The sequence below is a fragment of the Cupriavidus pauculus genome, assembly GCF_022179805.1.
Taxonomy (GTDB): domain Bacteria; phylum Pseudomonadota; class Gammaproteobacteria; order Burkholderiales; family Burkholderiaceae; genus Cupriavidus; species Cupriavidus pauculus_E.
The window spans coordinates 208,442-233,740 of sequence record NZ_BPUO01000009.1; the positions used below are offsets into that span (position 1 = coordinate 208,442).

A 25,299-nucleotide genomic window follows, 5' to 3' on the forward strand; every position below is an offset into this window, starting at 1 on the left:
CGAGCGTGAACCGTCACGAACCCTCGCTGGCATCCCCGGGCCAAGCCGCGCTGCTAAGGCGGCTATGGCGGCGCTGGGGCGGTGTCGGCATAGCCGCCCTGGCGCTGACTGCGGTAGGACTGCTGCTTTGGCATCTGCTGTCGGACACCGCCGCGACACGGCGGGAGGTGCCCAGCACGCCGATGCTGGTGCTGCCCCCACCGCCACCCCCACCGCCTGAGCCAGAAAAGCTCCCCGAGCCCGAACCGGTCAAGCCCGAGGTCGTGGAGCCTGAGCCGAAGCCGGCCGAGCCCACTGAAGCCCCGCAGGACGATGCGCCGCCCAGCCCGTCGCAGGACCTGGGCCAAGCCGTGACGATCGATGGCGCCGCCCAGGCGGGTAACGACGCTTTTGGCATCCAGGCCGGCGGGGGCGGCGGCATGACGGGCAGCGGTGGCGGCCTTGGCAGTCGATCGTATTCGGCCTACGTCTCGAATGCCCTGCAGCAGGCATTCGCGCGCGACAAGCGCACGCGCCAGTTGGCATTCGACGACATCCGCATTGACCTCTGGCTCGACGCCGAGGGTCGGGTGACCCGCGCGCAATTGGTGGGCGGCTCCGGCGGTGCCGAGGCCGACGACGCCGTACTGGCCATGGTCCGTGATTTCCGTGCCGACGAGAAGCCGCCCGCATCGCTGCGCTTCCCGATGCGGCTGTCTATCAAGGGGCGACGGCCGTAAGCGCTTGTCTGCCTGCATCCCAACAGCATTTCGAATATAGAACGATGAAACCTTTCGCTCATCCCCCGCGCCATGCCATGTGCGCCAACGCCCTGGCGGCAGCCGTTGCGCTGGCGTGTCTGGCCACCGTTGGCACTGCTCATGCGCAAGACGCTGCGCCGCAGGAAAGCGCCATGATCAAGCTGATTCGCGGGCTGATCCAGAGCGGCGCGCTGGAAAAGAACGCCGGCGAGGCGCTCCTGGCGCAGGCGCAGACCGAAGCCATGGCCGCGCAGATGGCACAGCGTCCCGCCCCGACTTCGGGTGCCGCGGGCGGTGCTCTGGCTGGCGGAGTGGCCGGCACCGCCGCGGGCACCGTGGCAGCCGTGCCCGGCGAAGTCCGTGTGCCCTATATCCCGGAAACTGTGCGCGACCAGATCCGCGACGAGGTCAAGGGCGAGGTCATGGCGCAGGCGAAAGCCGAGGGTTGGGCCGCTCCGAACGAGACGCCGGAATGGACCAAGCGCATTCGCGTCGAGGGTGATGTGCGTTTGCGCAACGAGTCGCGCTTCTATTCGGGCAACAACAGCGATATCCAGATCGACTGGGCGGCCATCAATTCGGGCAGCGGCTTCGACGTCAACCCGAATACCAACCTGTCGTTGCCGCCCCTGCTCAACACGCGACAGAATCGTCCCAACCAGTGGCGGGCCCGCGCCCGCGTGGGCGTGCTGGCTGACGTGACGGAAACCGTGAAGGCCGGTGTGCGCCTGGCCACGGGCAATGACAACAGCCCGGTTTCCACCAATCAGACGCTCGGTGGAGGCCTCGCCAAGAAGGATGTGTGGCTCGACCAGGCCTGGGCATCATATCAGCCGTTCGAGTGGATGAAAGTGACAGGCGGGCGCTTCGGCAACCCCTTCTTCTCGACGGACACGCTCTATTCGTACGACCTGAACTTCGACGGGCTGGCCGCGCAGTTCGAGAAGGCGCTGCCCAACCGCGACGTGACCATGTTCGGCACGCTCGGCTTCATCCCGCTGGAATACTCGAAGGACAACGCGCCGTCGAACAGCCAGGAGAAGATGAAGAGCGAGATGAAGTACCTGATGGGGGCGCAGGTCGGGGCGGACTGGAAGATCAATACCGAAAACCGCCTGCGCGGCGCATTGGCGTACTACGACTTCCACAACGTCACCGGTCGCGTCTCCGAGCCGTGCGCGCTGTACGCGGGCGCCGACGGCTGCAGCACGGACTGGACCCGCCCGGCCTTCATGCAGAAGGGCAACACGCTGATGCTGTTGCGCAATATCGCCCTCAATCCGCTGGATCCCGCTAATACGCCGCAACCGCAGTACGTGGGCCTCGCCTCGAAGTTCCAGTTGATGGATGTGAATCTGCGCTGGGATACGAAGGTGGCCGGCTACGGCCTGCGCCTGGACGGTAACTACATCCGCAACCTGGCGTATGACGCCGACGAGATGTGGAATCGCGCCAATGGCGGCATCGTCAACAACTTTGGCGGCAGTGGCGGCACCAGCCGCGAGGACTTCAAGAGCGGCGGCAATGCCTATATGTTCCAGGCCACGTTCGGCAAGCCTACGCCTGCCGCGCGCGGCGACTGGAACGTGCTGGCCGGCTACAAACGCATCGAGCCGGATGCGATGCCCGACGGGTACAACGATTCCACGTTCCACGGTGGCGGTACCAACGCACGTGGTTACTACCTGGGCGGCTCCTACGCGCTCGACAAGAATGCATGGGTGACCGGTCGGTGGATCTCCACGAAGGAAGTCTTCGGCCCCCCGCTGTCCATCGATACGCTGCAGTTCGAATTTAACGCGCGGTTCTAAAGGGGGATGACGTGTTTCCGACCATCTTCTGCCGTATCCAGGGCCCGGCGACCCTGGCGTTCCTGGTCACACTGGTGGCAGGCAATGCTTACGCGCAACAGGTGCCGAGCATGGAAGAGCGCCTGCGCAACCAGCTCCGCATCACCACCACGCAGCTGCAGCAGGCGCAGAACGAACTGGCGGCGCTGAAAGCCGGTCAGCCGTCGTCTGGCCAGTCGGTCGGCCGGGCATCCACCAGTGGCGCGGCCGGTGGCGGCGACGCCAGCGCACTGCGCAAGGAGCTCGATGCTGTCCGGGCGCAACTGGCCGCCGAGCGTGGCGCGCGTGAGCAACTGGCCGATGCCACGCGCCAGGCGCATCTGCAGACACAGGGCGTCGTAGAGAAGGCAACCAGTCAGATCGCCCAGTATCGCAAGTCCTATGACGAGCTGCTGCGTATGGCACGCACCCTCGACGCCGAGCGCCGCAACCTGGTCGCCGAAGCTGGCGCGCGCCAGGCCGCCTTGAAGCGTTGCGAGAGCGCCAATACAAAGCTCTACAGCGTGGGGCAGGACATCCTGCGCGCCTACGAGACGGTAGACGTCGCGACGGTGCTGGCCGCGCGTCAGCCGTTCGCGGCGCAGAGCCGCGTGCGTTACGAGCAGATCGCGCAGGATTACGGCGACAAGCTCTACGAGGGCCGTTTCGATGTGCGGGCGGATGTGCGTGCGGGGGAGTCATCGACCGCAGTGCCGAGCGAAACGCCGGTAGAGGGATCGACAGGCGCTCCGGTCCACGCGAGCTCCGCCAGTGCTGCGGCCGCCATCTCACCGGCGATCTCACCGGCCAACTCACCCGCCGTTGCACCCACCGACGCCACACCGACGGCGCAGTAACGGATGTCGTCACCCAAGTCGCCCTACCCGATACGTGAACAAGGAGTTCCCATGACCGAAGCCACCACCCTTGAAGCAGCGCTGGAGCCGACGACCGTCGCACCGGCCGTTGCGGATACCGCTCCTGCTACCTCTCCCGCCCCGGCTACCGATAGCCCGACGCCCGCGCTGCTCACGCATGTCACCGCTGACCATGTGGCCGATGCTATCCGTAACGCCGGATGCGCCGTGCATCTCCTGCAGGAAGATGGCAACGCGCGCTTGCACAGTGCCAGCCATGGCGTGGGTTTCCAGGTGCTGTGGGGTAATCGCGTGAGCGACGGGCAGTTTCTCGATTTCACGCTGAGCTGCCCGCTGCGCGTGGAAGGCGGGCAGTTTCCCGATGCATTGCTCAACGAGTGGCATCGCAGCCGCCGTTTTGCGCGCATCGCGTCGCATGGTGACTTCCTTGTGCTCGAAATGGATGTCACGGTCACGGGTGGCGTGACCGAGGCCTACCTCTCGGTGGCCATGCAGGTCTGGATCCAGATGATGGGCCAGTTTTTCCTGCATCTACGCAACTACCGGCCATCGACGCCAGAGACCATACCGGCCGACGCAGAAGGTGCAGAAGCCGTGGAAGCCGTAGAAGCCTTAGAAGGCGGCGGCGTAGCCAGGGCCTGACGCCGACCAGCGTTTCTTCACTTTGAGACGGCACGCCGGCGTTCCCCGACGGTGTGCCGTTCTCCTTTTGTCATGGCAACGTCACTTTTTCTTCATACGATCCGGGACGGTGTTGCGCTGGCAGGGCCGGCTGCATCGACAGGATCTGACCGGACACCACGCTGTTCCTGACCGGCACACACCTTATGCACAGGCCGCTCGATCTCCATGGCACGTCTGACCGCTGCCGTCCGTGCGCACGCAAATCCTGGACGCGTCGCGACCATTGCACTTGCGGCCAGCCTGGTATGGCCGTGCGTAGCCAGTGGCGAGACCGATATGGCCTTTGACTTGCCGGCGCAGCCGCTGAAATCGGCGCTCGCCCGTTATGACACACAGACCAATGTGTCGGTGTTCTATCCGTCCGAGTTGGCCGACGGCCGTTGGTCACACCCGGTACAAGGCGCGATGCCGCCTTCGCAGGCCCTGCATCGACTACTGGAGGGGACCGGCCTCGTGGCACACGCGACGGCAGGCGATGCGTTCGTCCTGACGCCGACTGGCGAGACGCCGGCTACGGCGGCCGGGCAGGGCGTAGCCGCGGCGCGCCCGCCCTACGATGCACGGGTCCAGTCGCGTGTCCGACAGACCTTGTGCGCGCGACCAGCATTGGCGCTCGGAACCTATCGGCTCGCGCTATCCGTGCGAATCGACCGTACAGGCCGCGTGCAGCGTGCCAGATTGCTGGATACCACTGGCGACAGCGGGCGTGATGCGGCGATTGTCGCCGCGCTGCACCACACCGAGATCGGCGGTGCGCCGCAGAACCCGGATCAGCCCTACGTGCTGCTGGTGCGCCCCGTGCAGTGCCCGCAGGGTGAGCGCTGCCCAATGCCATGTGATGCGCCACGGAGCCTGCAATGAGTGAAGCGGTGCGATCCAGCCTGCGCGAGCTCCTGACGCAGCGCTACGACGATCTCAAGCGTCGTTTGACCTGGCGGTTGGGTTCGGCAGAACTGGCCAGCGATGCCTTGCATGACACGTGGGTGCACCTGGAAGACCGCAGTGACGCCAACGGCCCGGTGGCCAGCCCCGCCGCCTACCTGATGCGTATGGCGACGAACCTGGCGTTGGACCGCCTGCAGCGCGACCGCCGCCTCATGAGCGCCGAGGAACTCGATACGCTGATGCTGGAAATCGCCGACCCGGCCCCAGGGCCGGCGCAGACCGTGGCAGCGCGCGACGAAATGGAGGCCCTGGCAAAGCTGATCGAAAAGATGCCGGCGCGCCGCCGTGCGATCTTCCTGGCGGTGCGCGTGGACGAACTGTCCAACCAGGAGGCCGCCCTGCGCTTCGGCGTGTCGACGCGCCTGATCGGGCTCGAACTGAAACGGGCCCATGAGTACTGTGTGGCGCACATGGATAAGCATGACTGAACAAATTATGCCGATTCGGCGTGCCAGAACCGTCTTGATGTCATGCAACCTTGCACGGCGAGCTTGCCAGACGCCATGACTGCCACCATGAATCCATTGCTCCAACGCCCGCGCGGTCTCACCCGCATTGAACGCCAGGCCATGCGCTGGGTGCGGCGGATTGATGCCGGCCATATGACGCACCGCGATGGCGACGCCTTGCGTCAATGGTGCCAGGCCCATCCCGCGCATGCCGCCGCGTTTGCCGATGCACAACGGCGGTGGAAGCTGTTGGCGATGGGCGGCGAGCGACTACTTGAACAGAAGCCGCTGGCCTCGCGCCCGGACATCACGCCCGCACCAGTGCATTGGCAGCGCCGAGCGTTCCTGGGCGGCGCGGTGGGGACGGTCGCCGCCACAACCACCGCGCTGATGTTTCCGCCGCTGGGGCTATGGCCGTCCGCGCGCGAGCTGCGTGCCGACTATCGCACCGTGGCTGGTGAGCAGCGGCACCTGGCGCTCGGCGGCGGGGTGGCCGTGGAGCTCAATACGCGCACCAGCATCGCGGTGCGCCCGCAAGGGCGTGTGGCCGGCATCGACCTGATCGCGGGCGAGACGGCCATTGACATGGGCGATGCGCGGTTGCCGTTTGCCGTATCGGCGGGCACCGGCCGCGCCGTGGGTGCTCGTGCGCGCTTCGAGGTGCGCCATCTCGCCGAGCAGGTGTGCGTGACCTGCGTGCAGGGACTCGTCCAGGTGGCGCACCCGTCCGGCACGGTCACGCTGACGGCGCGCCAGCAGGTGTCCTACGACGCGCGTCGACTCGCCCGCGCGATCAACCTTGACGCCGCCGGCATGCCGGTCTGGCGCGAAGGCTTCCTACGTTTTGCGGAAACGCCGCTGGGCGAGGTGGTGAACGAGATCAATCGCTATCGCCCTGGCAAGCTGGTACTGATGGCCAGCCAACTGGCCATGCGACCGGTAACGGGTCGCTTCCAGCTCGATGCGCTTGACAAGGCCATCGCGCAGATCCAGCACTCATTTGGGCTGAGTGCACGCCATCTGCCTGGCGGCGTGGTGCTGCTGTCTTGATTCCGTCGCGATCCTGTCACCAAATCTTCAAGGAAAACCTTGCCGATTCGCCAGTGCAAAAGGGTCTAGTTGCCAGGAGCATCGGCGGCACGGTCCGCCGGTGGCAATGACGACAGGGCCGGGCCGCGTTGTGTGTATCGCACGACGCGCACCGGCCCGCAACTTTGCTTGACGGGATCAGGGCACCATGCAGACGCGCGTTTACAAGAACACCTTGCTTGCGCAGGAACCACGCAGAAACACGACGACGGCGCGCCGCGTCCCCACGGCAAGGCCGCTGGCCCGCACCGTGGCCTTGCTGGTGGCCGCCGGTGGCTTCTGGGGCAATGCGCAGGCCAACCAGGCGTTCAGCCGTGCGTGGATGGCCCAGAAGAACATGATGCAGGACACGGCGGCGGCAACGGGCCGACTGCCCAACGGCACGCCGGCCGCATCGCTGACCAGCCCGAACGTGCAGCAGCAGCGCGCCAACGAGCAGTTGCAGCGTTCGATCCAGAACCTGGGCCAGGCCGCGCAGAGCATTGCCGCCATGCAGGCTGCGCAGGCCGCGGCACGCCAGGCCGCCGCACTGGAGTCGTCGGTGCCCGATGGGCTCGCCGAAGGCGGGCTCAAGGTCGATACCAACAGCCTGACGGCTGGCTGGCTCAATGCGAAGAACCCCACGCAGAAAGCGGCCGACGGCCGCACGCAGGTCACCATCGAGCAGACCGCCGACAAGGCGATCCTGAACTGGGAGACCTTCAACGTCGGGCGCAACACCACGGTCGAGTTCCAGCAAAAGCAGGACTGGGCGGTGCTCAACCGCGTCAACGACCCGCAGGCGCGCCCGAGCAAGATCCAGGGGCAGATCAAGGCCGACGGCACGGTGATGATCGTGAACCGCAACGGCATCGTCTTCACCGGCACCAGCCAGGTGGACACCCGCAATCTCGTGGCCGCCGCAGCCGGCATGACCAACGCGCAGTTCGACAAGGGCCTGTTCAGCGAGGCGCGTGGCACGGGCTACGTGCCAACCTTTGCCAATGACCTGGCCGTCAGCGCGACTGCCGTGACCCACGGCGCGACCACGGGCGATGTGGTGGTCGAGGCCGGCGCGCGTATTGCCACGCGCAAGCCCGAGTCGGTCACGCAGGGCGGCGGCTACGTGCTGCTGGTCGGACGCGAGACGCACAATCGCGGCACCATCGTCACACCGGGCGGCCAGACTGCGCTGGCTGCCGGCGACAGCTTTGTGATCCGCCGTGGCCTGGGCACCGATGGCAATCCCAACTCGAGCACGCGCGGCAACGAGATCGACGTGCTGCGACTGGCCGACAGCGCAGCGGGCCGCGTTACCAACAGCGGCCTGATCCAGGCCACCACGGGTGACATCACGCTCAAGGGTCATACGGTCGAGCAATCGGGCGTGTTGGTCTCGTCGACCTCCGTCAACACACGTGGCACGATCCACCTGCGCGCCGAGGGCGACGACAAGAGCCGCGTCACGTTGGCGCCGGGCAGCGCGAGCGCCATCCTGCTGGACGACAGCGGCGGCACGGCGCTCGACGTGCAGCGCGACGCGCTGCTGCGTGACTCCGGCACCGCGAGCGAATCCGGCTACAACCGCCGCGACCAGTCGCTGGTGCAGGTGATCTCGGCAGGCGACGTCCTGTTCGATGGCGATTCGCTGACGCTCGCCACGGGCGGGCAGATCAGTGTCAACGCCGTGCGCCGTGCGCTGCTGGCGGACCGCGCCATCCTCGACGTGGCCGGTGCGGTCGGCGTCAACGTGGCGATGGAAGCCAACAACGTCCAGATCAATACCCAGGGCAACGAGCAACGCGACTCGCCGGGAAACCGCGACTCGGGCAAGCTCAACAACACCACGATGTGGGTGGACCGTCGTTACCTGGTCCGCGTGCCGGCGGGCACCAACGGCTACACCACGGACCGCTGGTACACCGGCGGCGGCCTGCTGGAAGTCAGCGGCTATCTGAACACGAGCGGCCACGGTATCGGCGAATGGGCCGCGCTGGGCGGCACCGTGACCTTCGATGGCGGGCAGTTGGTCACGCAGGCCGGCTCGTCGGTCAACGTCTCGGGCGGCTCGCTGAACGTGCAGACCGGCATGATCCGGCAGAGCTGGCTGCGCGGCGAGGACGGCCGCCTGTACAGCCTCGACAATGCGCCCGCCGACGTGCTCTACAGCGGCCTGTATCGCGGCTACGAAACCCAGCACCAGCGCTGGGGCAAGACGTCCGTCGAACAGTTCAATAGTCCGCTGATCGCGCCGGACCGCCGCCTGGAAAACGGCTACACCGTGGGGCGCGATGCGGGCCGCGTCGTGGTGGGCACGGGCTCGGCGGTGCTGGAAGGCGCCATCGAATCGGCGGTCTACCAGGGCCCGCGCCAGAGCCAGGCGCGCGACGCCACGCTCGATGGCTATCGTCAGTCGCAGATTGCCGCGCCGCTGGCCGGCGAACTCGTGATCGGGTCGATCCGACCGATCTACGACACCGCGTCGGGCATGCTGCGCGACAGTCCGACCGCCGTCGTGAAACAGGTGGAGATCGGCACAGCCGAACGTATCGCCCAAGGGCTCGGTCTGGACGGGGCGATGTCCGAGGCATCGGCCGGCCATATTGCGCTGGATGCCGGCTGGTTCAACGCACAAGGGCTGGGCCGCCTCAAGGTCTACGCGCAGGATGGGATCGAGGTGCACGCGCCGGTGACCGTGGCCAACGGCGGCGGCATCGCGCTGCACGCGGGCAAGGTGGACGTTGACGCCGACCTGAGCGCGCGTGGCGGCCAGATCGTGCTGGGCAACATGGTGGACCGGCTGGCCGGTACGAGTACCACCGACTGGCTGGGCACCCCCATTTCCACGACGCCGGCTGCGATGGCAGGTGTCAACGTGGGGCCTGGCGTCACGCTCGATACGCGCGGTCTCTGGACCAACCTGCGCACGGATGCGGGCGACATCGCGGGGCTCCCGTATATCAACGGCGGCGAGATCCGTATCAGCAGCACGGGGGACATCGTTCTGGACACCGGCAGCGTGCTCGATGTCTCGTCGGGCGCGGCGCTGAAGGCCAACGGCAAGCTCGACGGCGGCCGGGGCGGCAATATCTCGTTGCTGTCGAACCAGCTCGACACCACCGGCAAGAACGCCGGCACGCTGCGCATGGATGGTGAACTGCGCGGCTATGGTGTACGTGGCGGCGGCAAGCTGACCATCGATGCTGGCACGGGTGTGGTCGTTGGCAACAGCCCGCTGGCCGAAAACGGCGTGCTGAAGGCCGGGGAGTCGGCGGCAGTCCAGATGATGCTGACGCAGGACCTGACGATGCCGGTGGGCACGGTGCTGCCGACCGACTACACGTACACCACCGACCGCGTCCAGGCGGGCGCCATCGCAAGAGGCAGCTTGCTGGCCACGGTGGACAAGCCCGTGACGCTGGCGGGCAACTGGCAGGTGCCGGCTGGCGAGGGCGGTGGCGCGTACACGGTCTACGACAGTTTCGGCAACTTCTACCAGACCGGCATGACCGTGCCGGCCGGCGCGAAACTGACCAGAACGGTCGGCAATATGGTGGCCGGTTACGTGGTGCCGGTGGGGGTGTTTGCCGACGGCATGCCGGTGGCGCCGTTTGACACCACGATCAAGGCCGGCACGCCGTTCACGCAGGCGGTGACGCTGCACGCGGGCGACCGGCTCGCGCCGGGCACCGCGCTGGCAGCCGATGTGAAGATCAAGCCATTGTTGGTGCTCGATGGCAAGGTGTTCCAGACCGGCTTCGGCCAATACGAGGTAATCGGCCAGCAAGGCGTGGCGGTGGCGCCGGGTGCGATCATCGATGTCAACATGCCTGTGTTGCGCCACGACACCGTGCACGCGCACGCGGCGCCCACCGGCACGGCGCCGGCGGACGCGATGCAACAGTGGCTGCCGCCAGTCTGGGAGGAAGATCCCGAAGACGGCGTGCTGACGCAGCGGCGGGGTGCCGATCTGGTGCTGACGGGCGGCAGCGTGTACGGGAAAGCGCCGGTGACAATGGGCGCGGGCAGTGTGGTCTCGGTCGATCCGGGCCACAAGATCACGATGCAGGGCAACGGCCAGATCACCATCGACGGCACGCTCAACGCATGGGGCGGCAAGATCTCCGTGCTCGAAACGGCGCTGGGCCTCGGTCCGGCCGATACGCCGAGCGGTCACGCGGACAGCCGTTCGATCTGGATCGGCAACCACGCGGTACTCGACGCAGCGGGCCGTGCGGCCACCGCACGCGACAATGCCGGGCGCGTCTACGGCCACGCGGCCGATGGCGGCACCATCGAAATCGGCGCGCCCTATGTCGCTGGCGCGCGTCAGGTGGATGCAGCGGACGCGTTCATCGTGGTGCGTCCGGGCGCGCGGCTCGACGCATCGGGCGCCTCGGCCACGATCGATGTGCGTGGCCAGGGTGGCGTCGCGCTGCCGGGAAACGGCGGCGTGATTGCGCTCAGTTCCATGCGCGGGCTGTTCGTCGATGGCGCGCTGCGCGCGGGCTCAGCCGGTCCCGGCGCGGCGGGTGGCACGCTGGCACTGGCGCTGGAAACGCCGGCCTACATCGGTGTGGCGAACAACACGCTGCAAGGCGTTGGCGTGGAGGATGCCGTGCGGGTGCCGCGCGAGATGATCCTCGCACAGGTGCAGGGCGCCAGCCTCTTGTCCGACGACCTGGCACCGGGCGCGAACCGTGCAAACGGCGAGACGCTGGCCTTCGGCTACGCGCGCGTGGGTGTGGACCGTATCCAGGCGGGGGGCTTCGGCAACCTGGCGCTGCTGGCCAACGGCCTGATCAGCTTCGAGGGCGATGTCGACCTGAAGATGGACCAGAGCCTGCGCCTCGTTGCCAGCTCGATAGGCCTGGCCGCGCAGGCGGACCGGGCGACGCAGGTCACGCTGGCGGCACCCTATGTGCAGCTCGCGGGCAGCACGCGCCGTGCGGTGGACAACTCGATCATGCCCAATCCGGTGGTCGGCTCGCGCAACCTGGTCAACTCCGGCGGCGGGGCGCTCGGCGTGCCGCTGGTGGCCGACGACGCGGGCCTGACGGTGGATGCAGGCTTCCTCGATATCGCCGGGCAGATGCTGATGGGCACGCGCGGCGATATCGTCATGAACAGCGGCACGCCGCTGAAGGTGGTGCGTGACGCCTTCGGGTCAGTCAACCTGCGCAGCGCGGCCGATATCCGCCTGTCAGGTGCCGCCGAGCTCTATTCGTCCGGCAACCTGACGCTGGCCGCGTCGCAGATCTATCCGGCCACGCTCGACAGCGGCAAGATCGTCGTTGGCCTGGAAACCTACGTGGACCAGTGGGGCAACATGAAGACCCGCATGGTCCCCACACGCGTACTGAACATCGAGCGCACGGGTGAGGCTGGCGTGGGGGATCCCGCGCTACCGTACTCGGTATTTGGCACCATCCAGCTTGCCGGCCCCACGGTCAACCAGCGCGGCGTGGTGCGCGCGCCGATGGGCAGCGTGACCATCGGCTCCAGCCAGAACGGCCAGGAAACCGGCATCGTCAACCTGCAGCCGGGTAGCGTCACGTCCGTGAGCGCCAAGGGCCTGACCATGCCGTTCGGTGGATCGCTGGATGGCCTCAGCTACCTGTACGACGGTGCCGACGTCGCGTTCGACAAGGCCGGTACCGGGCCCGCTGTCACGCTGGCCGGCCACGTCATCGACGTGCAGGCGGGGGCCGTGCTGGACATGAGCGGAGGTGGCGACCTGAAGGGCGCTGCGTTCCTGTCTGGCCGGGGCGGTTCCACCGATGCGCGGATGAACCCGCTCATTCAGGTGGACCCACAGGGCGGCTTCACGCTGCCGGGCCTGGCCACCAATCCGGTCTACGCCATCGTGCCGGGGGCACAGGCCGGTTACGCGCCCATCGTGGCGGAGAAGGGCGCGGGCGACCCCGGCATCGGCCGCCAGATCACCATCGGCGCGGGCGTGCCGGGCCTGCCGGCGGGCACCTACACGCTGCTGCCGTCCACCTATGCGCTGCTCCCGGGTGCGTTCCGCGTGGAGTTGAACGGCGCGCAGGCCACCGCCACCGCCATGCGGCAGGATGCGCTGGCCATGCGTAATGGCTCGTACGCCACCAGCGCGCAACTCAGCACGGTCGGGACCAGTATTCGCGACGCGCTGCCCACGCAGGCCATCGTCACATCGGCGGACGTGCTGCGCCGCTATTCGCAGTACAACGAGACGAGCTATACCGACTACGCCATGGCCGCGGCCCAGCGCAACGGCATGCCCCGCACGATGATCGAGCGCGACGCCAAGACGCTCAAGCTGGATTTCCTCTCCGGCGCGTCCAACGGCAGGATTGGCGAGGCCGAGGCGCTGCACTTCGCCGGCCGCGCGCTGTACGACACGCCGGAAGGCGGCTGGGGCGGCAGCGCGCTGGTGACTGGCGCAGGCAACTACGAGATCCTGGCCGCGGGCGGCACACCTGGGGCGTTGAGTGCGACGCTGTATCCGGTGGCGCTGCATGCCGATGACCTCAACGCGATCGGCGCGACACGGCTGGGCATCGGCGGATTGCCGAAGGTCGGCGGCGTGGGCAGCTCGGGGCCACGCGGCAACGTGGCGACATTCGACCAGTCCGGCAGCAATATCGTGCTGCGCGAAGGCGCCATGCTGAAGGCGCCTGAGGTCTACCTCGTCACCGGTAATCCGAACGGTGGCATCACCATCGAGCAGGGTGCGGGCATCAACACGCTTGGGCTGGGCAAGGCCGCGTGGGACTCCACCAACGGCTTTGTCTTCGAGCCAGGCCAGCGCTCGGTGGTGGCGCTGTCAAACGGCTGGCTGGACATGCTGGCACCCGCCGCAGGCAGCTCGAACTCGGGCGGCGGCTTCATCGACATCGGCGCCTGTGCGCCAGGGGCCGCGTGCCAGACCAACGCGCAGCTGTATTCGGAGGGCACTATCGCGGCGGCCACCGACAAGTCGTTCGAGTTGCGCGACGCCGTGCGCTACGGCACACGCAACCTCTCGCTGTCAGTGGGGTCCATCAACGTGGGCACCGAGGCGGCGCTTGCTGCGGCGGCCGCGCGTGAGGCACTGACGCCGGGCCTGCGGCTCTCGCAGGACGTGCTGAACCGCCTGATCAACGGCGACACCAGCACCGGTGCCCCGGCGCTGGAGAACCTGATCCTGACCGCACGTGACGCGGTCAACTTCCACGACTCGATCACGCTCTCGACGCTCGACCCGGTCACCGGCAAATCCGTGCTCGACCGTCTGGTACTGACCACGCCGGCCATCTATGGTGCGGGCAACGCCAATGCCGACGCGCGCATCCAGACCGATGTGCTGGTGTGGAACGGCGCCACCACGCCAGCTGGGCAGGTGGCCGCCGGCGGGGCTGGCACGGGCTCGGGCAAATTGACCATCGAAGCGCGAGAGATCGAGTTCGGCTTTGCGCCATCCGTGCGCGTGGATACCGTGCATGACATGGACCGGCTGGCGCTCGGCTTCAGCGATGTCAACCTGAAGGCCAGCGAGCGCATCACGGCCAACCGCAAGGGCACGCTCGCGGTCTACCAGTCGCGCGGTGCGTGGGATGACGCGGCAGGCAAGTTCACGTACAGCGGCGGCAACCTGCATATCGAGACGCCACTGCTGACGGGCCACGCAGGTTCCGTCAACACGCTGCGCGCGGGGGGCGACATCAGCGTGGTGGCACCGGCTGGCGCCACAGCGCCGGTACTGACGAACGCGGCACGGGTAGCGGCGCTGGGCGCGGAGATCGCGCTGGAAGGGCGTAATGTCTCGCTGGACACCGCCGTGGCGCTGCCAAGCGGCAAGCTCACGGTCTCCGCACAGGGGGACATCGCACTGGGCGACAGCGCCGACCTCGACCTCGCCGGCCGCAAGCTCGACTTCTTCGATACCAGCAAGTACAGCTGGGGCGGGGATGTGGTGCTGGACAGCCGCGCGGGCAATATCCGCCAGGCAGCGGGTTCGCACGTCGATCTCTCGGCGGTTGAGAACCGCGCGGGCAAGTTCACCGCCATTGCGCTGGGCACCGGCGCGGGCGTGATCGATCTGCAAGGCTCGTTCGCGGGCGGCAGCACTGGCCACTACGACGCGGGCGGCACGTACGTGCCGTATGCCGCAGGCGGCGCCGATATCCGGGGCCAGCAGGTCGCCGACTTCGCGGGCCTGAACCAGCGACTCAATGCGGGCAAGGTCAGCGGCAGCCGCAACTTCCAGCTCAAGCAGGGCGACCTGGCGATTGGCGACGAACTGCAGGCGCGCGAGATCAGCGTGTCGGTCGATGGTGGCAGACTGGTGGTCAACGGCACCGTGGATGCCAGCGGCGAGCAGGTCGGCAGCATCCGGCTGGCGGCGCGCGATGGCGTGACCATCGGCAGCCAGGCATTGCTCGATGCGCACAGCCGCGTGCTGCGCGTGGACAGCTACGGCAAGATCATCGAGGCGCCGAATCGCGCCATGATCGAGATCCAGAGCGGCAACGGCACGCTGGTGCTGGCCGATGGCGCGCGCATGGACGTGCGCGCCGGCACCGATGGCACGGCGCAGGCGCTGGGCACCGTGGAACTGAGCGCGCGGCGCCTGGGCGGCGCACGTGGCACGGACGTGGATATCGATGCCTCGGGCACCGTACGCATCGACGGCGCGCGCAGCATCTACGTCAACGCGTTCCAGCGCTATGACAACGCACCGCTGATTGCCAACGGCACCGTGGATGGCCGCGACTATCAATCGATCACGCAGGGCTACCTGAAGGACCTGCACGATGACAGCGTGGTGTTCATGGGCAACGCGCTGGCCAACGGCGACTTGATGAACCGCAAGCTCGCCGGCTTGCGTGGCTACACCGATGCCTTCCATCTGCGCCCAGGCGTGGAGATTGTCAGCGCCACGCCCGATGGTGATCTTCATGTCGATGGTGACATCGACCTGTCCGGCTTCCGCTACGCCAGCGTCAATCCGCACTCGCAACTGACCGGCGTCTACGGGGCGGGCGAAGCGGGCGCGCTGGTGCTGCGCGCCGGCGGCAACCTGAAGGTCTACGGCAGCCTGACAGACGGCTTCGATACCTCGGTGCTGCAGCCCACGGTCGACGACAAGGGCTGGATTCTGGTCAAGGGCCGCGTGCCCTGGGGGGGCGACGTCATCATCCCGACCGATGGACTTGTCACGCTGGCCGAGGGCACGTTCTTCTACTCGGGCCGCGCGCTGAACTATGCGTTGTCAATGCAGGCGATGTCGCTGCGCGCAGGCACCGAACTGGCCACGCGCGCCACGCTGACGGCGGACCTGGTGCTGCCGGCCGGCACGGTGCTGGGCGGTGCGGTGCGCGATGCCGGCGGCAACGTGATCTATGCCGCGGGCGCCGTGCTGTCGCAGGCCGTGACGCTGTCCAGCGGCATGCAGCTCGACGCAGGCAATCGCCTGCCGGCTGCCGCCAAGGTGGGGCCGATGGTCTGGCCGGCGGGCGTTCCGCTGCCGTTCCCGGATGGCGCGATCGTGGACGTCGGCACCGCGTCGGCCCCGGTGAACGGCGTGCAACTGGCGGGTTCGCTGACGCTGCGCAAGGGCGCGATGGTGCCCGCCGAGACCGTGGTCCGCCTGCCGGGCGACGCGGAAAGCGTGCAGATGCGTCCTGCCGATGCCGATGGCAACCAGGGCCGCAACCTCGCGCTGGCGCCGATGCTCGTGCCGGGATCGCAATCGTGGTCGATCCGTCTGGTGGGCGGCGCGGACCTCGATGCGGCGGACACGCGCGCGCTGCTGGCGCACAGTGCCACTGGCCACGTGCTTCTGGCCGATACGCACTACGGGCTGGTGCCGGATACCGTGCTCAAGCCGGGCACGGGCCTGCCGGGGCAATATATTTGGGGCCCGGACGCCGAGATTTTCGGCTATGTGCCGGGCGAGCCGATCACTGACCTGGCATCGTGGGGCGGCGAGGAAGCCCTGATGGGGTTGAACGACTGGGGCCTCGGTGTACTGGTCGTCAAGACGGCCGAGGGCACGCCGCCCGAGTATGAAGACCGCCCGACGCCGGGGCGCCAGCAACTCTTCAGCGTGCTGCGGACCGGCACGGGCGATCTGGATGTGCTGGCCGCGGGCGATTTCACGATGTCCTCGCCGTTCGGCGTCTACACGGCGGGCACGCAGTCGATTGGCGTGGATGCCGCGTACAACCAGTCGCGCTCGATCGGGAAGGACGGCAACATCCTGGGGGCCAAGGGTGCCTTCCTTGAGCCCTACGTCAATGGCGGCACGCAGAGTCTCTATCAGGCGTGGTATCCGGAGCATGGCGGCAACGTGCTGGTGCGCGCGCAGGGCACGGTGCGTGGGGACACTATCGGCCAGTCGTCTGGCACCGTCCGCACCGACGATGTGCTCGGCATCATGCGGCCGCATATCGACACGTCCGCCGTGGGCGGCTGGCTGTGGCGCCAGGGCACCGGCAGCGCCGCGCAGCCCGGCGAAGGCGTGCCGACCGCGTGGTGGGTCAACTTCGGCACCTACGTGCCCGCTGCCATGGGCGGCGCCGGGGCCCGGCATGACGGCACGCCGTTCCTGGTGGGGTTCACCGGTATCGGCACGCTGGGCGGGGGCAATCTCGTGCTGGAGGCCGGCGCTGATGCCGGCATGATGGAATCGCGCATGGGGCAGGCGGCCCACGTACTGTCGCGCAGCCAGGGTCTGAACCTGGCAGTGGCCAGCACGGGCCGTGTGTCGGCCGATGGCAGCACACTGACGCTGACCGGTGGCGGCGACCTCGACATCCGCATCGGAGGCGGCCTCAACCCGGTGGCCGAGGTGCGTGCGACGCCGAATCCGGGCAGCGGCGTGGATGGCAGCATCCTGCGCTACGACAACATGCAGGTCCCGCTTAACAGCACGTTCACGAACCTGCGCGGCGCCCTGCGGCTGGCGGCCGGCTCGGTGGGTGGCGTGGAGTTGCGCTATGACTTGTCGGACCGCATGGAAACGCGTGCGTACCAGCCCAACGTGTCGACGTCAGCGATTGCAGCCGGTGGGCCGGTGCTGGTCCCGGGCGATGCCACGGTCAGCATCGATGCGCGCGGCGATATCGCCGTGGGCGGCGTGGCCGATCCGGGACGGGTGCCGCAGTACCACAACGGCACGCCGTTCACGCTCAACGGCACGGCGCAGGACGGCGAAGGCTGGAGCTGGTTCTCGCTCTGGACCCCGGCCACGGCAGTGAACCTGCTGGCGGCGGGCGGCAACCTGACGCCATCGATGGCGTGGATGGATAACCGTGGCGGCCAGAATCACAGCGCCACGGATGGCCGCTTCGTGATGCCCGCGATCCTGCGCGCGGCCGCTCCCAATGGCAGCCTCTTCTACGGCGGTTCAAGCCAGGGCAAACGGGATGGCGATGGCAAGCCAGTCCAGTCGCCGTATGGCCTGATGCTGGCCCCGTCGCCGGTGGGTCCGCAGTTCACGACCACTGGCAGCGGCGCGTTGGAACTGCTGGCGGGCGACTCGATCTACGCCGGTGGCTACGCGGTGACGCAGTCGGGCGCCGATGGCGCCGCACTGCCCACGCCGTTCAATCCCGGATTTGCCGGCGTGGTGGGGCAGGTCTGGTATGGCCCGTGGGTCGTCGGCAATGTCAGCCAGCAAGGTCTGGCGCCGAGCGTGATGTTCGGCACCGGCCTGGGCAGCGAGCAGCAGTATCCGCTGTTCAGCCTGGCTTCGCCGAGTGCCTCCGGTCAGGCCCATGTGGGCCAACCACCCGCGCGCTTCTATGCCAATATGGGCGACATCGTGGGGCTGCGAACGGGCGGCATCATCACGCGTGGTAACCCCAATGGCGCGAGCGGGCCGCAAGCGACGTGGTACGAGGGTGGCGGGCCAGTGGCCATCCGCGCGGGGCGCGACATCGTCAACGCCGGCACGGAACTGGGCACTACGGAGACAGTGCCCGGTGCCGCGCTCGGCTGGTTCGGCCAGTACTACAGTTCCAATCCCAATGCGCCGCTGCGTCCGACACGGATCGATACCAGCAGCTTGCGCGGCAACCTGATCGTCCACAACAGCGCAGACGATATCTCGGTGATTTCGGCCGGGCGCGACATTCTGGGTGGCACGTTCTACGTAGCGGGTCCGGGCCTGATGGAGGTGACCGCTGGCCGCGACCTCTATCTGGCCGACAAGGGCGAGCTCAAGAGCATCGGGCAGGTGGTCAATGTACGGGCGGGTGACCGCGCCAGCGGGGCCGGCATCGCCGTGGCAGCGGGTGTGGGCGCGCGCGGACTCGACGGGCTGGGCTTCCAGGCGTTCGCGGCGCGCTACCTCGATCCGGCCAACCAGGCCGACCCGGGCCGCCCGCTGGCCGACCAGCCGGGCAAGGCGGTGACCACGTACGGTGGCAAGCTGACGCTGGGTGACTGGCTGCGCGCCGAGTTCGACTACAAGGGTAGCGAGGCTGACGCGCCTGCATTCCTCGCCGCCAAGCAAGGCGAACTGGACCTTGCGCGCGACCAGAAGCAGGCAAGTGGGACTGGGGCCACCAGCCGCGACCTGCAGCGCGAGTTCGGACTCGTGAGCCAGTTGCACCTCGTGAACTGGCTGACGGACCGCTTCGGCGGCGCCAATGGCCTGGGTTTGCATTTCGATGCGGCCACTGGCGATGCGCGCGCGTTCTTCGCCGCGCTGCCGCCCGAGCAGCAGCGCGCCTACCTGCGCAACGTCTACTACGCGGAACTGAAGGCATCGGGGCGTGAGTACAACGACGTGGGTGGCCCGCGCGCCGGCAGCTACCTGCGCGGCCGGGAGGCCATCGCCACGCTGCTGCCAAACGGCGCGAGCCTGGGCAATGCGACGGGCGAGGGTGCCTACGACGGTGACCTGACCATGTTCAGCAGCGCGAAGTACTACATGGACGCGTCCAACCCGACCTTCACCACCCGTCCCCGGGCTGGCGTGAAGTACCTGACCAAGGCGCAGTGGGTCGCGGGAGGATCGCAGGCCAATGTGCCGTACTTCGACGTGCTCGATTCCGGCATCCACACCGACTTCGGCGGCGACGTCAGCATCCTGACGCCGGGTGGCCGCACGCTGGTGGGCGTGGACGGCGGCTTCGTGCCGGGCGAGGGCTCGGGTGTGCTGACACAGGGTTCGGGCGAGATCCAGATGTATGCGCGGGACAGCATCCTGCTGGGTCAGAGCCGGATCTTCACCACGTTCGGCGGCAACATCCTGGGCTGGTCGGCACAGGGTGACATCAACGCGGGCCGGGGTTCGAAGTCCACCGTGGTCTACACGCCGCAACGCCGTGTCTACGATGATTTTGGCCGCGTGACGCTGTCGCCCACCACGCCGAACACGGGCGCGGGTATTGCCACTCTGAACCCGATCGCGGAGGTGCCACCGGGCGATATCGACCTGATCGCACCGTTGGGCACCATCGACGCAGGGGAGGCGGGCATCCGCGTCTCGGGCAACGTCAACCTGGCTGCCCTGCGCGTGGTGAACGCCGAGAACATCCAGGTCCAGGGCAAGGCCACTGGCATTCCGGTGGTGGCTGCCGTCAACGTTGGAGCGCTGACCAACGCTAGTGCTGCCGCCTCGCAGGCCGCAAATGCAGCGCAGGAAGCGGTGCAGCGCGAACGCTCCGCGGCCCGCCAGGCCATGCCGTCTGTGTTCACGGTGCGCGTGCTGGGCACGGGCGGGGAGCCGGCGGAAGGCGCGGTGCGCCCTCGCGAAGGTGCAAGCCTGCAGACACCGTCGTATGACCACAAGGGTGCGGTGCAGGTGCTGGGCCAGATGAGTCTGGATTCAGCGGCGCTTGGCCAGCTGACCCCGACGGAACGCAGGAGCTTGCGACAACCTTGAGTAAAACGAGCACCTGCCGCCTTGTCCGATGCAATGGTCTTCAAATGGATTGCATCCTCTGGGCGGGAGGTGCACCACGCTGTGGATGTGTCCAGGACAGCGTGAATCGGAAAGATTTGACTTTCAAGTGTGAAAGCGAGGGTGTTCAAAGCCCTGGTGTTGGGCACCTGCGCCGCTCGGCTTATCAGTTGCGAATGAGAATCTGGGCCGTAGGACGGCCATCTTGTTAGTTAAAAACATGGTGTTAGCTGCACAGCTAACGTAGCCCAGACGTAACCACCATTGTCACATTTAGAGCGTTCTCTCTAATACGTTCTTGACCATACCCGCAACGGGGAAATTTGTGACGTCGTCCTCTCACCACAGCACTTATCTGTAGCGCTTACGTAACTTTCTTGTCTGAACTACCATCTGGTCCGCAGCACTTTGTACCTAAAAAAATACATTTAGCCTGAACGGGGTAGTTCAATGAGAACCCATTTTTGTCGTGGAATTCGGCAGGCGCTCCCGCGCGCGCCGAAAGCGTCCTCCATCACCGTCGCCGTCGCACTGCTGTTTCCGCTGGGCGCGTCGGCCGGCGAGTATTTCGTCTCCAGTCTGACCGAACTGCAAAATGCCATCACCGCCGCCAATGCGGATCCGGATAGCAGTGCCGTCATCCGCCTGAGTGCGGACGTCACACTCCCCGCTGGCATATGGGGAACGGCGACGCCCACGAAGCCCATCATGATCGATACGAACGGCTTTGTGCTGACCAAAACTGATTCGCTTGGGAACTTCAACACGTCGGCAACGCAACCGTTCACGTTCGTTGGGACGTTTGCCGGCACTTCGGGTGCGACCCCGACAAATGCCATGCTGCTCACCGGCGGTGGGCTGGCGATCAACAATGGCACCGTGACCGGTGGCAATACGACCACGACTGGCGGGGCTGGAGCCACTGGCATCTCGGTGCTGACTAACACGGATCTCGTCAACAACGGCTCAGTGAAGGGGGGTAGTGCGACTGGCACTGCCGTGGCGAACGGCGGCGCTGGCGTGGCGTTATCGGTGGGTGCCACCCTTGTCAACTCGGCCACCGGTCTCATTGCGGGTGGCGACAGCTTCGGCAGTACAGGAGGCGCGGGTGTTACGGTCACAAACACCCTCAACGGCAGCCTGATCAACCAGGGGACTATTCGCGGCGGCGTCGCTCTGGATGGGAGCGCGCGCGGGGGGCGCGCCGTCACTGCCTCAGGCGGTGGTTCCATGACGATAGAGAATTCAGGGCTGCTCGAAGCCGGCGTCGGTAACTCTGCCATCGGGGTCATTCAGGCCACTGGTAACCTTACCGTGATCAACGCTGGCACCATCCGCGCCGGGACCGGCTATGCCAATGCAATCGAGTTCGCCTCGGGGGCCGGCCGCTCCATACTCGAGTTGCAGGCCGGTTCGAACATCGTCGGCAACGTCGTCGCCGGTACGGGCAGCAACGACACGTTGCGCCTGGGCGGCGGCACCGACAGCGTATTCGATGTCTCCACCATTGGCGACGCGGCCCAATACCGCTACTTCGACAACTTCGTGAAGACCGGCACCAGCACCTGGGCGCTGATCGGCACCGGCACGGTCACCGCGCCGTGGACGGTTGACCAGGGCACGCTGCAGATCGGCAATGGGGGCACCAGCGGCAGCCTGGCCGGCAACGTGACCGTGAACACGGGTGCCACGCTGGCATTCAACCGCTCTGACGCCTATACGTACAGCGGTGTCGTGTCCGGCGCCGGCGGGCTGGCGCAGAGCGGCGCGGGCGCCACGACGTTAACCGCGGGCAATACGTACACGGGCTCGACCACCGTCAACCTCGGCACGCTGGCCATCGATGGCTCGATCACCAGCCCGGTGGCGGTCAATGCGGCAGGTACGCTGTCCGGCTCTGGCACGATCTTTGGCAACGTCACCAACACCGGCACCGTGACGCCGGGCGGCGGTTCTGGCGTGCTGACGATTGCGGGCAACTACATCGGCAATGGCGGTACGGTGCGGGTGAACACGGCACTCGGCGGTGATAGCTCGGCCACGGGACGCCTATTGGTGAGCGGCGACACGTCGGGCACTAGCCAGCTCCGGGTGGTCAACGTTGGCGGCACCGGGGCACTCACCTCGGAAGGTATCAAGGTCATCGACGTGCAGGGCGCGTCGAACGGCACCTTCACGCTGGCCGGCGACTATACGTTCCAGGGTCAGCAGGCAGTGGTCGGTGGTGCATATGCGTACCGCCTGTACAAGAACGGCGCGTCTACGCCGACGGACGGTGACTGGTATCTGCGTTCGACGCTGCTCGACCCCGCTTCGGTCGGCACGGCAGCCGCGGCGGCTTCCGGACCGCTGCTGGCCCCGACGGTCCCCCTGTATGAAGCCTATTCCAGTGTGCTGCAACGCTTCAACGAACTGGGCACGCTGCAGCAGCGCGTGGGCAACCGTTCGTGGTCGCCCAACGCCTCGGTGCAGGCCGAGCAGGAAGCCGGCAAGCCGATCATCGGCCGTGGTGCCTGGGCGCGCGTGGAAGGGTCGAACACCCATATCGATCCGTCCACCAGCACGACCAGCGCCAGCTACAACGTGCGCATGTGGAAGTTCGAAGGCGGTGTCGATGCGCCGGTCGTCCAGAACCAGTCTGGCACGCTCGTGGTGGGGCCGACCTTCCACTACGGCATTGCCAACTCCAACGTCTCGTCGATGTTCGGCAACGGCTCGGTCGACGCTACCGGCTACGGCTTTGGTGGTACGGCTACGTGGTACGGCAACAATGGCTCGTATGTCGATGCCCGCGCGACGCTGACCTGGTACGACACCGATATCCGTTCGTCGACGCTGGCCACCAAGCTGGCCAACGGCAATCGGGGCAGCGGCGTGGCCACCAGCGTGGAAGCCGGCCACCAGCTCGCGCTGGGCGGCAACTGGTCGATCACGCCGCAGGCCCAACTGGCCTGGTCGCAGGTGCGCTTCGATGCGTTCACCGACCAGTACGGCACTAACGTGTCGCGCGACAACGGCAACAGCCTGATTTCGCGCCTGGGGGTGTCGCTGGACCATGAGACCAGGTGGACGGCGGCCAACGGCAAGACGCAGCGCTCGCACATCTACGGCATCACGAACCTGTACTACGACTTCCTGCACGGCACGTCAGCACGTGTGGCCGACATCAGCGTGGTCAGCAAGGAACAGGCGCTGTGGGCTGGCCTCGGTATCGGTGCATCGCTGAACTGGAACGATGACCGGTACACGGTCTACGGAGAACTGCTGGCGCGCACGAGCTTGCAGAACTTCGGCGACAGCAACGCGATTGGCGCGAAGTTTGGCTTCCGCTATCGCTGGTAAGGCCTCAATACGGTCCCCGCGCTGCAGTGGCGCGGGACCGTGCATCATCTGATTTGGGAAGAGCACCTCATGAGTTGGCCGATTGGGTCCTCCGAGGTAGCCGTCAAAGCAATCGACGAAGTCGGCTTGCATGCGGCACACCTCAGAGCGGTGCAGGACATCGAAGATGTCTGTTGAGTGTTGCCGATCCATTGCGGCGCCCAGCTTGGCGCGCGCAAGCTCATTGCCAATGCTCTGCAGCGCTTCCTCGCGCGGCATCGTGTGGTCAATGAACACGAAATCGATATCGACAGACCGACGTGGCAAGTCTTGTAGAAGCAGGGCTGATGGCAGTCCCCCCTTCATCGCGAACTTGTTGGTATCGAAGACGGCCGGAGCGATATCTATGAGCAGGCGGACGTTGTCGAGGTAGCTATCGTTCAAGGCTTTAGTGTGATACGCACATCATTCATCTTGTTGGACCACCGCTTCCCCTGACTACGCTGATCGACGTACTGTTGGAGGTCTTTGCCCCAGTCAAATCCACTATCCTCCCCCAGCGTTCTCGCCAGCTTGAGCACTTTGATGCGTGTGCAGTGCTGCATGAACATGTGGAGGACGGGCGCACGGAGGCTGCGCATGGTGACGACGATGTTCTGGACCTCTTCGAGCGTTTGACCCTTGCCCACGTCGCTCACGAGCTCGAGAAATGCCCGTTCTGGAGCCGACACCAGTACTGAGGGATTTCCGTTTGGGATGGGTTTGAGGCCTTCACCATATTGGAACGATTCGTCGAAAAGATCGGTCGTCTGATAGGAGTACAGGAGATGCTGGTCGACCCAATCAGGAAACCTGTAGGGGGCCTCTCCCCACAGGACGACTTTCTGGCGAAAGGCGACGTTATGGCGAACCCCTTGCCAGTCCAGCGCAGTCTTTCCGCCAACGTGCAGGCCCGTTATCCTCCGGCTCAAGAACGCCAGGATCCCGTCCTGAGTTGGCTGGTCGCCCCGTAGCAGATAAGCGCCTCTCCCCAGCCGTTCGAGCCAGGCGGCGCTGACGAGATGACTGAGGGAACGTTCCGACACTCCCATCTCGCGGAGCATCTCTGTGTCCATCGGCTGGCCGCGTGGCGCTTGAGCCATCAAATTGTGAAGTGGCTGATTACGCATTTTAGCTTTTCGCGTTATTTTTTTGTAAAAACCCTCTATGGAAAGAATGTTACTGTAAAAAAATAACGCGGCCCTAGCCCGGTTCCTGGCCCGGTGCACTGAGACGTCCTACTCCGGCACTTCTACGCGTCACGCGCCTGAACAGGGCCGCGCTCCCACCGCGTGCACTGGCCGGGTGGATCGAAGCGGGTTCGCATCATCGGTCGCCCGATCACCCCCACGGCTCCCTGGTGGGCGCGCTGCCTACTGCGCGACTTCCCGATGCGGCTCGGCGGATCGTTTGAGCTCAGCTTATAGCCGTCCAAATACCTTCTCCAGCTGATCGGTTCGCTGA

10 protein-coding genes and 1 pseudogene are annotated in these 25,299 nt (G+C 66.5%); 9 read left to right on the forward strand and 2 right to left on the reverse strand.

Going from position 1 to position 25,299, the window contains the following annotated elements; all coding sequences use genetic code 11:
- Nucleotides 1–5: 5 nt before the first annotated feature.
- The 9 genes from MFF62_RS20220 (at nucleotide 6) to MFF62_RS20260 (ending at nucleotide 23,817) form a co-directional block, all read left to right on the forward strand.
- Nucleotides 6–719 (forward strand): energy transducer TonB family protein, encoded by a 714-nt coding sequence (locus MFF62_RS20220; RefSeq protein ID WP_238264907.1) that lies wholly within the window; start codon nucleotides 6–8, stop codon nucleotides 717–719.
- A 173-nt stretch (nucleotides 720–892) separates the two neighbouring features.
- Nucleotides 893–2,551, forward strand: a complete 1,659-nt coding sequence (locus MFF62_RS20225) for a putative porin (protein WP_238264908.1) — start codon at nucleotides 893–895, stop codon at nucleotides 2,549–2,551.
- Nucleotides 2,552–2,562: 11 nt separating this feature from the next.
- Nucleotides 2,563–3,426 (forward strand): GumC domain-containing protein, encoded by an 864-nt coding sequence (locus MFF62_RS20230; RefSeq protein WP_238264909.1) that lies wholly within the window; start codon nucleotides 2,563–2,565, stop codon nucleotides 3,424–3,426.
- Nucleotides 3,427–3,477: 51 nt separating this feature from the next.
- On the forward strand, nucleotides 3,478–4,089 hold the full coding sequence (locus tag MFF62_RS20235; RefSeq protein WP_238264910.1) for a YbjN domain-containing protein: 612 nt from the start codon (nucleotides 3,478–3,480) through the stop codon (nucleotides 4,087–4,089).
- 207 nt (nucleotides 4,090–4,296) lie between these two features.
- Entirely contained in the window at nucleotides 4,297–4,992 is a 696-nt protein-coding gene (locus tag MFF62_RS20240; protein ID WP_238264911.1) for a secretin and TonB N-terminal domain-containing protein, read from the forward strand.
- Complete coding sequence (locus MFF62_RS20245; RefSeq protein WP_238264912.1) at nucleotides 4,989–5,504, forward strand: RNA polymerase sigma factor; 516 nt, start codon at nucleotides 4,989–4,991, stop codon at nucleotides 5,502–5,504. The genes MFF62_RS20240 and MFF62_RS20245 overlap by 4 nt, the downstream gene beginning before the upstream one ends.
- A gap of 87 nt (nucleotides 5,505–5,591) precedes the next feature.
- Nucleotides 5,592–6,575 (forward strand): FecR family protein, encoded by a 984-nt coding sequence (locus MFF62_RS20250; RefSeq protein ID WP_238264913.1) that lies wholly within the window; start codon nucleotides 5,592–5,594, stop codon nucleotides 6,573–6,575.
- Nucleotides 6,576–6,762: 187 nt separating this feature from the next.
- A complete protein-coding gene (locus MFF62_RS20255) occupies nucleotides 6,763–20,457 on the forward strand; it encodes a filamentous haemagglutinin family protein (protein ID WP_238264914.1) in 13,695 nt (4,564 codons plus the stop codon).
- Between the two features lie 726 nt (nucleotides 20,458–21,183).
- Nucleotides 21,184–23,817 (forward strand): autotransporter family protein, encoded by a 2,634-nt coding sequence (locus MFF62_RS20260; RefSeq protein ID WP_238264915.1) that lies wholly within the window; start codon nucleotides 21,184–21,186, stop codon nucleotides 23,815–23,817.
- A 222-nt stretch (nucleotides 23,818–24,039) separates the two neighbouring features.
- Here MFF62_RS20260 and MFF62_RS30805 read toward each other — a convergent pair.
- Both MFF62_RS30805 and MFF62_RS20270 read right to left on the reverse strand, forming a co-directional pair.
- A pseudogene (locus tag MFF62_RS30805) lies at nucleotides 24,040–24,240 on the reverse strand (nucleotidyl transferase AbiEii/AbiGii toxin family protein); the annotation flags it as partial.
- Complete coding sequence (locus MFF62_RS20270) at nucleotides 24,237–24,965, reverse strand: type IV toxin-antitoxin system AbiEi family antitoxin domain-containing protein (protein ID WP_238264916.1); 729 nt, start codon at nucleotides 24,963–24,965, stop codon at nucleotides 24,237–24,239. The gene MFF62_RS20270 and the pseudogene MFF62_RS30805, both read right to left, overlap by 4 nt.
- Between the last annotated feature and the right edge of the window lie 334 nt (nucleotides 24,966–25,299).

Coding starts and splice junctions, on each gene's coding strand:
- MFF62_RS20235 (WP_238264910.1), top strand. CDS start 3,478: ATGACCGAAGCCACCACCCTTGAAGCAGCGCTGGAGCCGACGACCGTC.
- MFF62_RS20240 (WP_238264911.1), top strand. CDS start 4,297: ATGGCACGTCTGACCGCTGCCGTCCGTGCGCACGCAAATCCTGGACGC.
- MFF62_RS20255 (WP_238264914.1), top strand. CDS start 6,763: ATGCAGACGCGCGTTTACAAGAACACCTTGCTTGCGCAGGAACCACGC.
- MFF62_RS20225 (WP_238264908.1), top strand. CDS start 893: ATGATCAAGCTGATTCGCGGGCTGATCCAGAGCGGCGCGCTGGAAAAG.
- MFF62_RS20260 (WP_238264915.1), top strand. CDS start 21,184: ATGATCGATACGAACGGCTTTGTGCTGACCAAAACTGATTCGCTTGGG.
- MFF62_RS20270 (WP_238264916.1), bottom strand. CDS start 24,965: ATGCGTAATCAGCCACTTCACAATTTGATGGCTCAAGCGCCACGCGGC.
- MFF62_RS20250 (WP_238264913.1), top strand. CDS start 5,592: ATGAATCCATTGCTCCAACGCCCGCGCGGTCTCACCCGCATTGAACGC.
- MFF62_RS20245 (WP_238264912.1), top strand. CDS start 4,989: ATGAGTGAAGCGGTGCGATCCAGCCTGCGCGAGCTCCTGACGCAGCGC.